At 66.5% G+C, this 12,868-nt stretch carries 12 protein-coding genes; 5 read left to right on the top strand and 7 right to left on the bottom strand.

Going from position 1 to position 12,868, the window contains the following annotated elements; translation table 11 throughout:
- The first annotated feature begins 132 nt into the window (after nt 1-132).
- Complete coding sequence (locus tag SY2F82_RS04720) at nt 133-966, top strand: alpha/beta fold hydrolase (RefSeq protein ID WP_200417620.1); 834 nt, start codon at nt 133-135, stop codon at nt 964-966.
- Between the two features lie 389 nt (nt 967-1,355).
- Here the strand turns inward: SY2F82_RS04720 and SY2F82_RS04715 are convergent, their stop codons facing one another.
- Nucleotides 1,356-1,496, bottom strand: coding sequence for a hypothetical protein (locus SY2F82_RS04715; protein WP_200417619.1), 141 nt, complete (start codon nt 1,494-1,496; stop codon nt 1,356-1,358).
- A gap of 297 nt (nt 1,497-1,793) precedes the next feature.
- On the opposite strand from SY2F82_RS04715, the gene SY2F82_RS04710 reads away from it, so the two are divergent.
- The 3 genes from SY2F82_RS04710 to SY2F82_RS04700 are packed head-to-tail and all read left to right on the top strand — an operon-like array spanning nt 1,794 to nt 3,427.
- On the top strand, nt 1,794-2,054 hold the full coding sequence (locus SY2F82_RS04710) for a hypothetical protein (protein WP_200417618.1): 261 nt from the start codon (nt 1,794-1,796) through the stop codon (nt 2,052-2,054).
- Nucleotides 2,026-2,553 carry a DUF6879 family protein gene (locus tag SY2F82_RS04705; protein WP_200417617.1) on the top strand — a complete coding sequence of 176 codons (528 nt, stop codon included), beginning with the start codon at nt 2,026-2,028 and terminating at the stop codon, nt 2,551-2,553. Before SY2F82_RS04710 ends, SY2F82_RS04705 begins: the two co-directional genes overlap by 29 nt.
- Before the next feature lie 22 nt (nt 2,554-2,575).
- A complete protein-coding gene (locus tag SY2F82_RS04700) occupies nt 2,576-3,427 on the top strand; it encodes a helix-turn-helix transcriptional regulator (protein WP_200417616.1) in 852 nt (283 codons plus the stop codon).
- 34 nt (nt 3,428-3,461) lie between these two features.
- Here the strand turns inward: SY2F82_RS04700 and SY2F82_RS04695 are convergent, their stop codons facing one another.
- Nucleotides 3,462-3,686 carry a DUF397 domain-containing protein gene (locus tag SY2F82_RS04695; RefSeq protein ID WP_200417615.1) on the bottom strand — a complete coding sequence of 75 codons (225 nt, stop codon included), beginning with the start codon at nt 3,684-3,686 and terminating at the stop codon, nt 3,462-3,464.
- Entirely contained in the window at nt 3,683-4,531 is an 849-nt protein-coding gene (locus SY2F82_RS04690; protein WP_200417614.1) for a helix-turn-helix transcriptional regulator, read from the bottom strand. The genes SY2F82_RS04695 and SY2F82_RS04690 overlap by 4 nt, the downstream gene beginning before the upstream one ends.
- A 198-nt stretch (nt 4,532-4,729) precedes the next feature.
- Here SY2F82_RS04690 and SY2F82_RS04685 point away from each other — a divergent pair, with 198 nt between their 5' ends.
- Nucleotides 4,730-5,374 carry an ATP-binding protein gene (locus SY2F82_RS04685; RefSeq protein WP_200417613.1) on the top strand — a complete coding sequence of 215 codons (645 nt, stop codon included), beginning with the start codon at nt 4,730-4,732 and terminating at the stop codon, nt 5,372-5,374.
- A 3-nt stretch (nt 5,375-5,377) separates the two neighbouring features.
- Here the strand turns inward: SY2F82_RS04685 and SY2F82_RS04680 are convergent, their stop codons facing one another.
- From SY2F82_RS04680 to SY2F82_RS04665, 4 genes are all read right to left on the bottom strand, one after another.
- Nucleotides 5,378-8,539, bottom strand: a complete 3,162-nt coding sequence (locus tag SY2F82_RS04680) for a DUF3427 domain-containing protein (RefSeq protein ID WP_200417612.1) — start codon at nt 8,537-8,539, stop codon at nt 5,378-5,380.
- A gap of 299 nt (nt 8,540-8,838) precedes the next feature.
- Nucleotides 8,839-9,852 (bottom strand): hypothetical protein, encoded by a 1,014-nt coding sequence (locus SY2F82_RS04675; protein WP_200417611.1) that lies wholly within the window; start codon nt 9,850-9,852, stop codon nt 8,839-8,841.
- A gap of 73 nt (nt 9,853-9,925) precedes the next feature.
- Nucleotides 9,926-10,807, bottom strand: coding sequence for a pentapeptide repeat-containing protein (locus SY2F82_RS04670; RefSeq protein WP_200417610.1), 882 nt, complete (start codon nt 10,805-10,807; stop codon nt 9,926-9,928).
- A 326-nt stretch (nt 10,808-11,133) separates the two neighbouring features.
- A complete protein-coding gene (locus tag SY2F82_RS04665) occupies nt 11,134-12,609 on the bottom strand; it encodes a glycoside hydrolase (protein WP_200417609.1) in 1,476 nt (491 codons plus the stop codon).
- Nucleotides 12,610-12,868: the final 259 nt, after the last annotated feature.

Genomic DNA, 12,868 nt, shown 5'->3' with positions numbered 1-12,868 from the left:
ACGCCGGATGAACGTTCTGCACGAGCGTTCCGCAGAAACGTTCGCACACCACCGACGGCAAGAGGAGTCGGCCGGATCGTCCCCGTTGGTGACCTGCCTGCCGCACAGACCCGACCGAGAGGAACGGCATCCATGACCGAATGGCAGCTGACCCGGACGTTCACCAGTTCCTCCGGTGGCGTCCGCTGGGACCGCCTGGGGCACTCCGACCGGCAGCCGGTCGTCCTTCTCCACGGGACCCCGTTCTCCTCGTACGTATGGCGTGCCATAGCGCGTTCGCTCGCACGTGACCACCAGGTGTTCGTCTGGGACATGCCGGGATACGGGCTGTCGGAGAAGTCCGCAGGCCAGGACGTGTCCTTGGCCGCCCAGGGCCGGGTCTTCACCGAGCTGCTGAACCACTGGGGGCTGGAGGAACCGCTCGTGGTCGCCCACGACTTCGGCGGCGCGGTCGCCTTGCGGGCACACGTGCTGCACGGCGCCCGCTACCGGGCCCTCGCCCTGGTCGACCCGGTGGCGCTGGCTCCGTGGGGCTCCCCCTTCTTCCGGCTCGTCCAAGAGCACGCCGAAGTCTTCGAGCAGCTGCCGCCCGCACTGCACGAGGCCCTCGTCCGCGAGTACGTCAGCTCCGCCAGCAGCCCTGGCCTGCACCCCGCGGTTCTCGACCGGCTCGTCCAGCCCTGGCTCGGAGACCCGGGCCAGGCGGCCTTCTACCGGCAGATCGCCCAGGGCGACCAGCGCTGGACCGACGAGATCCAGGACCGGTACGCGCAGATCGGCATCCCGACGCTGATCTGCTGGGGCGAGAACGACACCTGGATTCCCGTGGCGAAGGGACGAGAGCTCGCGTCTCTGATCCCGGACGCGCAGTGGGAGCCGATCGCCGGCGCGGGCCACCTGGTCCAGGAGGACGCCGCCGCGGAACTGACGGCGGCGCTCATCGCGTTCCTGCGACGGCCGCACTGAGCGGCACAGCGGCCGTGTGTGGCTTCTGTCGGCACGCTTGCGCGTAAGCGAGAAGGAACCCTCTGGACTCCGAGGTCACCGACTTGTCTACAGCTGTGGATTGAGGTCTGGCATGCCGGGCCGGTGACTGAGGGGGAGTTTGAGGTCAGCGCCGGGCCCGTGGTCCTCGTACTCCGGCCCGTTCTGCGCGGTTCACGGTCGCCGCCTGGGGTGTGCGTCCTTGTGTTCGCGGATCTCGACGTTGCAGTCCGATACCTTCGATCGGTCTCCGGCTCTTGCGGCTTCGTCTCGCTGCTTGGCCAATGCAGCGCACACACCGCAGCCCGGTCCGGGCTTCGGCCACTCGGGCGGCGGCAACAGATGAACGGCCTTGCCCATCGTCGTGTTGTTCATGACCAGCGCACCGCCACCCACGCTCGCCGCAGCTGTCGGCCCTCGGCGCATGGGGCGGTGGCGTACGCGCAGCCGTGACAGTGCTCGTAGTGGGTCATGAGCGCCTTGTAGGCCGCGTACGACGGCTTCGCGGCCAAGGCTTCAGCGGCCCGGTCGAGCGCGGCGCGCTCCGTCTGTGTTGGTTGTTCTGCCCCGGCAGGTGGGTGGGCTCTGGCATGCACGATGTCGACGCTCCTGGCAGCGTTGGCCGCACCCCGCGAGGGCTCACCGCCTCGCGGGGTTCTTGATGACCTCTGACGGTACGAGCGCGGCGTTCACTGACTCCAGCAATGTGCAGCGATGTGCACGCGCCTTGTATGCGGTCTTGACCTGCGGCACCTCCGCCCAAAACAGTGATGTACGAAGCTGAACACCAAAAGGCGCGGGAGGCGATCGTGCCCTTACGGTTCATCGGGATCGATCCGAACACCGGTGATGGCGAAAGCCCCACGGTGTGGGTCGACCAGGAGAGGAACGAACTCGTGCTTCAGGGCTGGAAGCCGAGCCCGGAACTGGAAGCGGAGTGCGCGGCGTTCGAGGTCCCCGGGCACGCTGTGGGCATCCCGGAGAACGAAGCGGTGATCAGGATTCCGGCCAGGATGGCGCACATGATCAGGGAGGCGTGTGATGCCCTCGAGCGTCCCCCCGTGGCCTGAACTGCTCGGCGCGGCGCAGCGGTCAGCCGTCCACCTGGAGATGCGCGACTCCTACGCCGTCGACTACGAGAAGGGGCCCTTCGCCCAGTGGCGAGCGGGCTTCCGTCACGACCCGGCCGACCGTGCATCGTGGTGGCGACCGTGGCTCGACCTGATCCAGGAGACGGTGAGCCGTGGGGTCGTCGTTCGCCGGGCCCGGATCGTCTCCGAGCCCGTCAGCGAGTACACCCGCTTCCTTTACGACGGCACCTTCACGAACGTCGCCGCAGGTGAACAGGTGCGCTGGCTGCCGCGCCGGCGCGCCTCGGACATCGCCCTGCCGGGCAACGACTTCTGGCTGATCGACGGTCAGTTGATCCGGTGGAACCACTTCACCGGCGAGGGCGCCTCCGCGGGCGGCGAGATCAGCGAGGACCCCGCCGCGGCGAAACTGTGCGCCGACGCCTTCGAGGCGGTGTGGGCACGAGCGATCCCGCACGAGAACTACAAGATCAGCTAGGCGAAAGTGACCAGGCCGGCTCATGCCCATCTCCCCGTCCTCCTCGGCGCAGGCCGCCCGCGAAGCAGTCGCCCAGCGCCTGCGGGAACTCCGCGCCGACGCCGGGATCACCGGGCCTGAGCTGGCCGCGCGCTGCGGCTGGAGCCATCCGAAGACCTATCGGATCGAAGGGGCCCGCACGCCGCCCTCCGCTGATGACATCAGGCGCTGGTGCGAGGCGTGCGGCGCCTCCGGCCAGGCGGACGACATCATCGCCCAGTCCCGCAACGCCGAGTCCCTGTACGTGGAGTGGCGGCGCAAGGTCCGCACGGGTCTGAGGCAGCTGCAGAACAGCTACGTCCCGCTCTTCAAGTCCACGAAGTTGTTCCGCATCTACTCACCCACCCTGGTCCCCGGACTCCTCCAGACCGAGGGCTACGCGATGGGGCTGATGTCCTCGATCACGAGGTTCCGCGACATCCCCGACGACGTGGCGGAAGCCGTCTCCGCGCGCCTCGAAAGGTCCCGGATCATCCACGAGCCGGGCCACCGCTTCTCGATGGTCATCGAGGAGCCGGTGCTCTACTACCAACTGGGCGACAGCGAAGCGATGGCCGCACAACTCGGCTACCTGCTGACCGCAGGCGCCCTGCCGTCGGTATCGCTCGGCATCATCCCCAGTGCGATCTCGGAACGGGCCCTGTGGCCGCAGGAGCTGTTCCACGTCTACGACAACACCCTCGTCTCGGTCGAGCTGCTGTCGGCGCGTGTCCAGGTCACCCAGCCGTCCGAGGTCGCGCTGTACGTGAAGGCGTTCGAGAAGCTGCGCAGGATGGCCGTGTATGGTGCGGAGGCTCGCGCGTTGATCGTGAAGGCCATCGACGCCTTGGGTTGATCCTGAGGCAGTGCTCACGATGGCGCGGAGTGGCCTACAGCTCTTGCCGCGGTGAAGGCTGGACAGGTAGTGCGGTCTGGCGCACCGCACGTACAAAGAAGCGCCAGGCCCCGCCCCCGACAGAGATAACAGGGCCCCCCGACAGTTTTGAGTCTCTTACCAGCATGCCGTCGAGGGCAAGCGCACACTCCACGCACTCGGTCCCGCTGCCGCCGCTGTACGAAGACTTGAACCACTGGTTCGCTATGGCTGCCGTCACGCGATCTCCTGGCTTATACGGTCGACGAGCTCAGCCGAGGACTCCAAGTCGAGGGCCTGGGCGCTGAGATACTCGAACGCCAACCTATAACGCTCCAGTTCCTGCGGCTTCTCCATGAAGAGCCCACCGCCGAGGAGATCCATGTACACGACGTCCAGCTCGGGGCTCTGACCACGCAGGATCGCGAAGCTACCCACCGACGCGGCGTGGGCTCCTGTTGAAAAGGGCAGCACCTGCATCGTCACGTTGGGTCGCTGCGCGAGGGCAAGAAGATGCTTGAGCTGTTCCTGCATGACCTGGCCGCCACCCACTCGACGCCGGATCGCTGCCTCGTCAATCACACACCAGAGGTGCGGCGGTTCGTCCCTCTCCAAGAGCTCTTGCCGCTTCATGCGGATGTCGACCATGTGCTGTACCTCCCGTTCCGGGCACTGCACTTCGGAGGCGCGGTGTACAGCTTCGGCGTACCTGCGGGTCTGCAGGAGGCCAGGGATGTACATGCAGGCGTAGTGGTCCTCGCGCACGACCTCGTCCTCGAGGGTGAGCATGAGGTTCATGGACTCGGGGATGGGATCAGCCAGAGAGCGCCACCAGCCCTGGATCTTCGCTCCCTTTGCCAACTCCACGAGAGCCAAGCGCTCTTCGTCGGATGCGCCGTACTCACGGCATAAAGCGTCGACGGCCGGCCACTTCACCGAGCCCTCTTTCGTCTCGTAGCGGCTGAGAGTGGCCTTGGAGATGCCGACGCGCGCGCCTGCCTCCTCCAGGGTCAAGCCTTTCAGCTCGCGGAGGCGGCGCAGGTCAGCGCCTAGCTGACGCCTACGAGTCGTGGGTCCAACTGGCATGGTTTGGCCCTTCATGTCGGTCCAACAGATCGTCCTGGGTGTGCGACCGCAGCGGCAAGGCGGTGTACGCCGGGGGCGTGCGAGATGCTGCTTCGCTCCAACCAAGCTGCGATGAGAGTTTCATTTTGAGAGTCTCAGTGCAACTCTAAGTGTGCGACTGAGTGCATTCCGCACTTGGTCGGGGTGGAGGGGAGACGCATGCAAAGCGCCGCATCGACGCAGAAGAAGCCCTGGGAACTGCTCTTCCTGGCAGAGCCCGAAGAAGTCGCCGGTCTGCGTCGTGTCCTGCGAACGCACCTGAGCGTATGGGGCCTGCACGACGTAGTGGACGCCGCCGAGCTGTGCGTCAGCGAACTCGTCGCCAACGTGATCAATCATGTCGGTCGCGGCACCCCGACCACCTTGGCTGTCTCCGTCAACGGCACTCACTTGCGTATTGAGGTGCGCGATCCCGACCCCCGCGCCCTCCCCACCCTCGTTGACGCGGGAGTCGAGGCGGAGAGCGGGCGCGGCATGACGCTGGTCGACGCGCTTGCTGACCGCTGGGGTGTTCAACTCTTTGCTGATCAGAAGGTCACTTGGTGTGAGTTAGCCACCAGTCGCCCCGGGGACCAGCGCGTTACACGTGCCGAAGCTGTGCTCGGCTTCTACGACGAGGTCAGGGAGCCGCCTGCCACTCGTCCGACCAGGTTGTGCAGAGTCACGGCGGAGGAAGCGGCGATCCAGGTCATCGTCGACCTCCTCCACTGGTTCCAAGCTCATGGCCGAGACGCGGATGAAGCGCTCGACCAGGCCCAGATGCGCTTTGAGGCCCAAGTTGGCGCCTCTGGAGGCGGTGTATAGCCGTCAGCCGGCCGCGATGGCCGAGTACGCCCACACGTCCGCTGGGATCGGGTGCTTCAGCTGCCATGTAATGGCCATCGGCTTGCTCCCCTTGTGATCGACGTACTCAGCGGGACCGAGCAGCATCCACGGCTGGGCGCCGCCGATGTCAGTGTTCTTGTAGCGGCGTACGAAGAGGAGGACATGGCTGCCTTCCGCAACGTGATGCTGGTAGCGAAGTCCAGTGGGCGATGTCTCCGACGTCTGGTTCTGGGACTCCCAGTGGAAGAGGCTCTCACTGAGTGCGTAGTCGTGGTAGCGAGTCTGCGGGGAGAAGTCCTTCTCGTCCTTTTCCAAGGTGATGAGCAGCGCATCTGTCTTGATGGACTCGCACCACTTGACGCCCTCTCGGAAGTCACCCGGCATGAAGCCACCGATAGAGGACTGGCCCAGCGCAGGGAGGATCTCCTCGCGACTGTATGAGGCGTGCACGGTCAGAGGGACACCGTTGGTGCCGCCGATTCCAAAGAGTGGGATGGGGACGTGTTCCGTGTGGGCGAGGTTGTACTCCAGCACCTGTCGCAACTCGCTCCGTACGGCGTGCTGCTTGCGCAGGGATTCAAAGGCGGTGTCGTAGTCCGCGAAGCCCTTGCGGGTGACGCCGCCCAAGGGCCACAGCTGGAAGAAGAGCATGCGGGCGTAGGCCTGTTGTTGCTCGTCAAGGGCACTGTAGGGCGGGGCGTCATCCTCCAGCATCCTCGTGTACGCGGCCACGCGCAGTGGGTCGTCCACGTGGAGGAAGGCGGAAACTCTTTTAAGCAGCGCCGCTTCTCCTTCCGGTGCCTCGTCCTTCAAGAGGCCGGAGCGGCGGAGCAAGCCGGTCCATGAGTTCCCATTGCCTCGGTAGATCTCCTTGAGCTCACGCCCGCTCTCGGAGAGGTAGCGGCTCAACTTCGGTTCGGCGTAGGCGGCGACCTCACGAGCTAGGGCCGTCACGTTGACCCCGATTTGCTCCTTGATGTTGGCTATGATCGTTCTCTTCGCCTTCTCCTCCAGGATGATCTGGCAACCGGAGGGAAGCTGCGGGAAGTCGTGCTCGATGTTGTCCAAGAGCCGCTTACGCGTGAGGTTGGTGAGAGCGCGGAACTGGTTCTCGAAGCGGAACTCCTTGCGGTGTTGGCCGATGAAGTCCAGGACGGTCAAGACTGCCTTGTTCTCGCTGCGGCGCAGTCCGCGGCCGAGTTGTTGCAAGAACACCGTCGCGCTGGACGTGGGGCGCAGCAGAAGCAGCGTGTCCACGTCGGGGATGTCAAGGCCCTCGTTGAAGAGGTCCACCGAGAAGATCACCTGGAGTGATCCCGATGTGAGGTCCGCCAGGGCTTGCTTGCGATCACCGGCCGGAGTGTCACCTGCCAGTGCCACGGCGTTTAGGCCGGCGGCCCGGAAGTACCGCGCCATGAAGTGTGCGTGCGCAACCGAGACGCAGAAGCCCAGTGCCCGCATGGCGCCAGGATCGGCGATCTTCTCTTCTACGGCTTTGATGACTAGGCGCGCTCGCGCATCGTTACCGGTCAGCACATTGCTCAGAGCAGTTGCATCGTACGCGCCCCGCTTCCACTCGACCGCGCTCAGATCCGTGGTGTCGCTGATACCGAAGTAGTGGAAGGGGCTTAGGAGGTCGTTCTCCAAGGCCTCCCACAGGCGCATCTCGGCGGCGATCCGTCCGTCGAAGAACTCGTCTTGGATGTTCTTGCCATCCATGCGCTCCGGGGTCGCGGTGAGTCCCAGCAACTCTAGCGGCTCGAAGTGGTCCAGGATCTTGCGATACGTCGGTGACGTCCCGTGGTGGAACTCGTCGATCACGATCACATCGAAGTGCTCCGGAGCAAGCCGGCCCAAGGCGCGCTCATTCAGTGACTGCACGCTGGCGAAGACGTGGGTCCAGCGTTCGGGGATCTCCCCGCTGTGCAGGGACTCGCCGAAGTTGGCGTCCACCAAGACATCTTGGTACGTGCGGAGCGACTGCTGCAAAATCTCCTTGCGATGGGCCACGAACAGGAGCCGAAGGTCCCGGCCATGCTTCTTGCGTAGTTGTTTGTAGTCGAGCGCCGCCATCACCGTCTTGCCGGTGCCGGTCGCAGCCACCAGCAGGTTCCGGTGCCGGTCATGCACCTCGCGTTCGACTTCTAGCCGCTCCAGCATGTCGCGTTGGTGTGGGTATGGGCGCACCTCGAGGCCGGACAGGGTGATACCGCGGTCCGCTGTGGTGATTGAGGTGGCGCCTCCCGCAATCGCTAGGGCTTCTTGGAGGCGCTTCCCGTCAGTCTTCGGGTCATAGGCCTCAAAGGACGGGTCGCTCCAGTACGCGTCGAAGGTCGCCTCGAACTTGCGCAGCACGTCAGGCGTAGCAATGGAGGAGAGCCGAACGTTCCACTCGAGGCCATCCAACAGTGCAGCCTTGGAGAGGTTGGAGCTGCCGACGTACGCCGTGTCGTAACCGCTCTCGCGCCGGAACAGCCAAGCCTTGGCGTGAAGCCGAGTCGACCGCGTCTCGTAGTTGACCTTCACCTGGGCGTTGAACTCTTCCACCAGCCGGTCCAGGGCGCGCCGCTCGGTCGCCCCGATGTACGTGGTGGTGATGACGCGTATCGGTACGTCTCGCTTCTGGGCGGCCTTCAGGGACTGTTCTATGATCCGCAGTCCGTGCCACTTCACGAAAGCGCACAGCAGGTCGACTCGGTCGGCGGTGGCCAACTCGGCTCGCAGCTCGAAACCGAGGCTTGGGTCTTCCGGGGAGTTCGTGAGCAGGGCCGTGTCGGACAGTGGGGTGGCGGGTCGGAGGGCGAAGACGCCTGGAGCCTCTTGCTTGGCCAGCGCGAGGAGTTGGCGAGGTCCGGCGGCTACCAGATCCACCCACTCCCGTGCTCCCTGAAGCGTGCTGATGGATTCCAAGATGTGATTCGCCGCATGGACCCGCTCCTCTGGCGGCAGGCCGTGCAGCACGTGCCGTACCGTCCGGGCCACATGTCGTGCAAGCACGTGCGGCACCGACTCTGGCCCAACCGGCTCGCTCACGGGGTGCCACCCAAGCGCGGAGAGCTCCTTCAGCTTCTGCTCGAACCGCAGCGTGATGAGCTCTTCGTAGACACCCGCGACAGGGTGCGCCAGGTCTCGCTGTCCAGTCACATCGCCCCCCGATCTTCGTGGTGCCTATGTGTAACAGACGCCACCGACACTCAGGCCAGGGTGGCGTCTCAGAAGCTCCATGCGCTGTAACTGGTCAGTCACGGTTACCTGTTGACAGAAGTGAGTCGGTCATCGTGCGGGCCGGTGCGTTCGGTGCCGATGTGTTGCCGAAGCTGCGGAGGAAAGGCTGGCACCAAGTGGACCCGGATTACATCCGCTACCACCGTGAACTGTGGGAGGAATCGGCCGTCCCCAGCCCGACACAGTAGGGCTGGGGCGTACGGTGAGCGGCCACGGGGTCACCCAGCCCCGTGGCACCCCTCATAAACCGCCCCCGACCCGCACCAACACCCATCCCCCCGCTCCGGAGGCCAAGCCACAGCCCGCCCCCGTGCGGCCAAGATCGTCGCGTACTGCGGTAGCAGTGCCGTATCCCCCGGTGACGTGCCCTCCGACGCCGCGAAGGCCTCGTACGACGGCACCGTCCCGGACACGATCCCCAGGTTCCCGGTCCCGGAGGACGCCAGTTCCCTCAGTGAGCCCTCTATCGTCGCCAGGTGCTCCTCGTGCGACGGGTACTCGGCGGCCAGCGACGGGTACATCGCCACCAGCTCCGCCAGCTCGCCCGCCGGCCAGTGCAGGACCGCCACCGGGAACGGGCGGGACAGGGCCTCCCGGTAGGCGCCCAGTTCTGCTCGGAGGCGGGTGATCTCCGCCTTCAGTTCCGCCGGGTTGTTCGAGCCGAGGGTCCAGATGCGCTTGGGGTCGTGCAGCTCGTCCAGGGTGATGGAGGAGGAGTGGACGGTGTCCGCCAGGGCGTCCCACTCGTCGTGGGCCGCGCCCAGCATGCGGCGGACCCGGTGGCGGCCGTAGAGGAGGGGGTGCGTGGACTGCGGCGGTTGCGTCCCGTCGCCCACCAGGAGCCGTAGGCCCTCCGTGAACGTCTTCTCGGCCGCCTCGAGCTCGTCGTGCGACTCCAGGGACTCCGCGACGATCACCCAGGGGGCCGGATGCCGCGGGGCGGCCGTGCGGATTCCCTCGATGATCGCCCGCGCTTCCGCCTCGTGGTCGTACTCCCACAGGTTGGACGCCTTCAGGGCGCGTACCAGGTGGGGGTTCTCCAGCGGTTCGCCGGAGGACAGCAGGCGGTCGTACAGCGCGGTCGCGCCGGGGCGGTCGCCGGCCAGTTCCCGGTGGGCCGCGGCCTGCAGCAGCAGGTGTTCGGCGTCCTCCGGATACAGGCCGGCAGTCCGCTCCAGGCGTGCTGCTTCGGCGTTGTGGTCGACGTTCTCGGCAGGCGTGTCGGGGCGCATGGGGGACACGGTACTGCCGTTGGCCGACAAACATCAGATACCCGCAGGTCAGTGGGCAGCGTGGAGGGCATTGTTACGAATGCCTGGTTCGCGGGTCGGTTGACGGAGTGAACGGAGGGGACGTGGGCGGCGGTGACGACGGCGGCAAGTCCCCTTCGGGGCGGTGGACGTCCGTCAGGACCGTGTCGTCGAGGCGTGCGGTGCCCAGCTCCGCCTCGGCGAGGTCCGCTCCGACCAGAGATGCTCCACCGAGGTTCGCGTCCGTCAGATCCGCCTGGCGCAGGCCCGCCTTGTTGAGGGAGGCGTTGCGCAGGTCGGCGTGCATCAAGGTGGCCGATTTCAGGTCGGCCGAGTGCAGGCGGGCGTCGGCCAGGTTTGCCTCTGTGAGGTTGGCCCCCGTCAAGGCTGCGCTGGTCAGGTCTGCTCCGGTGAGGGCGGCGCCCTGTAATTTGGCCTGTTTCAGCGAGGCGCGGCGCAGGATCGCGCCTGACAGGTCCGCGTCCTGGAGGTCGGAGTTCGTCAGCACCGCACCGGTGAGGTCCGCCTTGGTCAGGTCGGCACCCTGGAGGCTCGCGCCGATCAGATAGGCATCTCTGAGATCGAGACGTGTGGCGCCGTCGTGGACCGGATCGCGGTGGGCGAGTACGAACAGTGCCGCCTGGACGTCGGGAGCCTTCTCAGGTGTCGACAGCTTCTTGGTGGCATGGGTGCGGATGTGCGCGGACAGTGTGGTGATTATTTTCGGTTGATCCCGAGGGGAGTCCTCCATGATGCCCTGCAGGGAGAAGACTGCGCCTCGGCGGATGGTCGCGGAGTCGTTGTCCAGGCGTTCCAGGGCCCTGTCGTACCGGTCGGCGATCTGTCCCTGTTCCGAGATGGCCAGTTCCCTGGACACCTGGGTCACCGACACCCAGGTGAAGACCAGTGCGGCGACCGCGGCGAGGCCCGGGAGCATCGCGGCCGTCGCAGCCAGCCGGTTGCCCCAGGTGCTCGTCTCCGGGGGTGGGGTGTGGTCGGGCCCGCCGGCGACGGCCGTTCGCTGGGGTGCTCCGCGGCGGTGGCCCGGGCGGCGTGCGCCGAGGGGAGCCCTGGGGCCTTGTCCGCTGCCTCGTTCCGCTCGCGCTCGGCGGTCCGCTATCCGCCGCAGCTGCCTGCTTCGGGCCCCCGCCCGCGGTGTGCCTGTGATCATGACTGCTATTTGAGCGGAGGGTGGCCTGGTGGGGAAAGGCGGGGCGGCGAGGGTTCACAGAACCCTCGCCGCCCCCCTCCAGCGGTAGCCGTCTACACGGCCACCCCGTCCACCTGCAGCGTCTGCACGGCGCCCGCCGCGAACGGCACGCTCAGCGTCTTGCCGCTCAGGAACGTGTCCGAGTGTGCCGTGTACAGGTCGCCGCCACCGCCGGTGACCGTGTTCCAGCGCGGGACCACGCCGCCCGTGCCGCCCGTCACCGTCGTGAAGCGGGAGAGGTCGAAGGTCAGGGTCTGGGCGGAGGTGGACTTGTTCGCCGCCACGATCACCAGGCGCTTCGCCGATTTGTCCAGGGCCGCGACCGCGTAGTCGACCCCCGTGTCGAGGATTGTCATGCCGGGGCGGATGTGGCGGCTGAACTGCGCCATCACGTAGTACTTCGTCTGCACCGCGCCCGGCTGGAGCGTGCTCGCGTCGTAGGCGATCATCGCCCAGCTCGCCGTCGGGTCCATCACCTGCCAGTACACCCACGCCGTCGGGTGCAGCCAGCGGAAGTCGAGGAGCAGGTTGCTCGCCAGGGTGAGGCCGGTGGCGTCGCCGTCGCCCGTCTCCGAGTTCCACAGGGCCTTGCCCGACGTCTTCACCACGTCGGTGTAGAGGAGGTCCCTGCGGCCGCCGGAGCCCTGGTAGCCGTGGACGTTGACGCGGTTGACGTAGCCCTTCGTCGTCGAGCTGAAGGAACCCCACGTCGTGCGCGCCAGGTCGTAGCTCGTCTCGTCCGACGCCGAGATCTTCGTGCCCGTCAGGCCCCGCTTGTCCAGCTCACTGCGCAGGTACGGCAGGACGGCCGACTGCACGGTCGCGTCCATGTGGCAGCCCTCCTGGGTGCCGTCCGCCTTCCACCAGCCCGACGACGGCTCGTTGAAGGCCTCGACCGTCGTGAAGTTCACGCCCCAGTTGTTCTTGGCGTAGAGGGCCACGGAGGCCAGGTGGGAGGCGTGCTGGCGGTAGTTCCAGGACTGGAGGTTGTTGCCGCCGTCGGAGGCGCCCGAGGGGTTGTGGTTCAGGCACATCCACCACATGGGCGAGTTGGCGAACAGCTCGCTGATCGCGCCGCGTTGCGTCGCCTTGACCAGCATCGCGCGCTGGGTGGCGTCCGCCGTCCACTTCCAGGCCGAGGAGGTCGGGTCCTCGTTGTTCCAGTCCTGCCAGTAGCCCTCGATCTGCTTGAAGGACGGGATGTTGGGAGAGGCGACCATCGATGCGCCGCCCACGCTGTTCCAGCTGCACGCGCCGAGGTTGTAGCGGGCGATGTTCAGGCCGAGGCCGGGGAGCGTCCTGCCGTTGTACGACACCGACTTGGTGGTGAAGAAGATGTCGGCGAAGTCGTCCCGCGCCCCGAAGACGTTCGCCCACCAGGCGAGGGACGTGCCCCAGCCCTCCCAGCTTCCGTATGTGGTGCCCGGGCTGACCGCGATGGTCGCGTCCGCGTGCGCGGTGCCGGTCGCCAGGGCGCTTCCGAGGAACGTGCCGCCCGCGGCGGCCAGCAGAGCTCTGCGTCGGATCATGGGCTTCTCCGCCTCTTCGTGCCGCTCGAACGCCGAGTCGTCCCCCCGGCGTCGACCGGTTCCGCTGGATGCAACACGAAGGATCGGGTGTGGCTTACGGGGTTGTCGAGGGTTGTGACGGCCCTTTCTAAAACCGGTAGACGAAGTGGGGTGGCAGGGGCAGGGGAGCGGAGAGGAAAGGGAGGCGCGGGGAAGGGACGGGGAAGGGGACGGGAGTACCGGGCGTATGGGCCTGGTGACTTGAAGGTGCCTCTTCTAT

Source organism: Streptomyces sp. Y2F8-2 (genome assembly GCF_014905555.1).
GTDB classification, from domain to species: domain Bacteria; phylum Actinomycetota; class Actinomycetes; order Streptomycetales; family Streptomycetaceae; genus Streptomyces; species Streptomyces cynarae.
The sequence above is the reverse complement of the archived record's forward strand: the minus strand, read 5'-3'. Positions and strand labels throughout refer to the sequence as shown.

Coding starts and splice junctions, on each gene's coding strand:
- SY2F82_RS04720 (WP_200417620.1), top strand. CDS start 133: ATGACCGAATGGCAGCTGACCCGGACGTTCACCAGTTCCTCCGGTGGC.
- SY2F82_RS04705 (WP_200417617.1), top strand. CDS start 2,026: ATGCCCTCGAGCGTCCCCCCGTGGCCTGAACTGCTCGGCGCGGCGCAG.
- SY2F82_RS04700 (WP_200417616.1), top strand. CDS start 2,576: ATGCCCATCTCCCCGTCCTCCTCGGCGCAGGCCGCCCGCGAAGCAGTC.
- SY2F82_RS04690 (WP_200417614.1), bottom strand. CDS start 4,531: ATGCCAGTTGGACCCACGACTCGTAGGCGTCAGCTAGGCGCTGACCTG.
- SY2F82_RS04685 (WP_200417613.1), top strand. CDS start 4,730: ATGCAAAGCGCCGCATCGACGCAGAAGAAGCCCTGGGAACTGCTCTTC.
- SY2F82_RS04675 (WP_200417611.1), bottom strand. CDS start 9,852: ATGCGCCCCGACACGCCTGCCGAGAACGTCGACCACAACGCCGAAGCA.
- SY2F82_RS04670 (WP_200417610.1), bottom strand. CDS start 10,807: ATGCTCCCGGGCCTCGCCGCGGTCGCCGCACTGGTCTTCACCTGGGTG.
- SY2F82_RS04665 (WP_200417609.1), bottom strand. CDS start 12,609: ATGATCCGACGCAGAGCTCTGCTGGCCGCCGCGGGCGGCACGTTCCTC.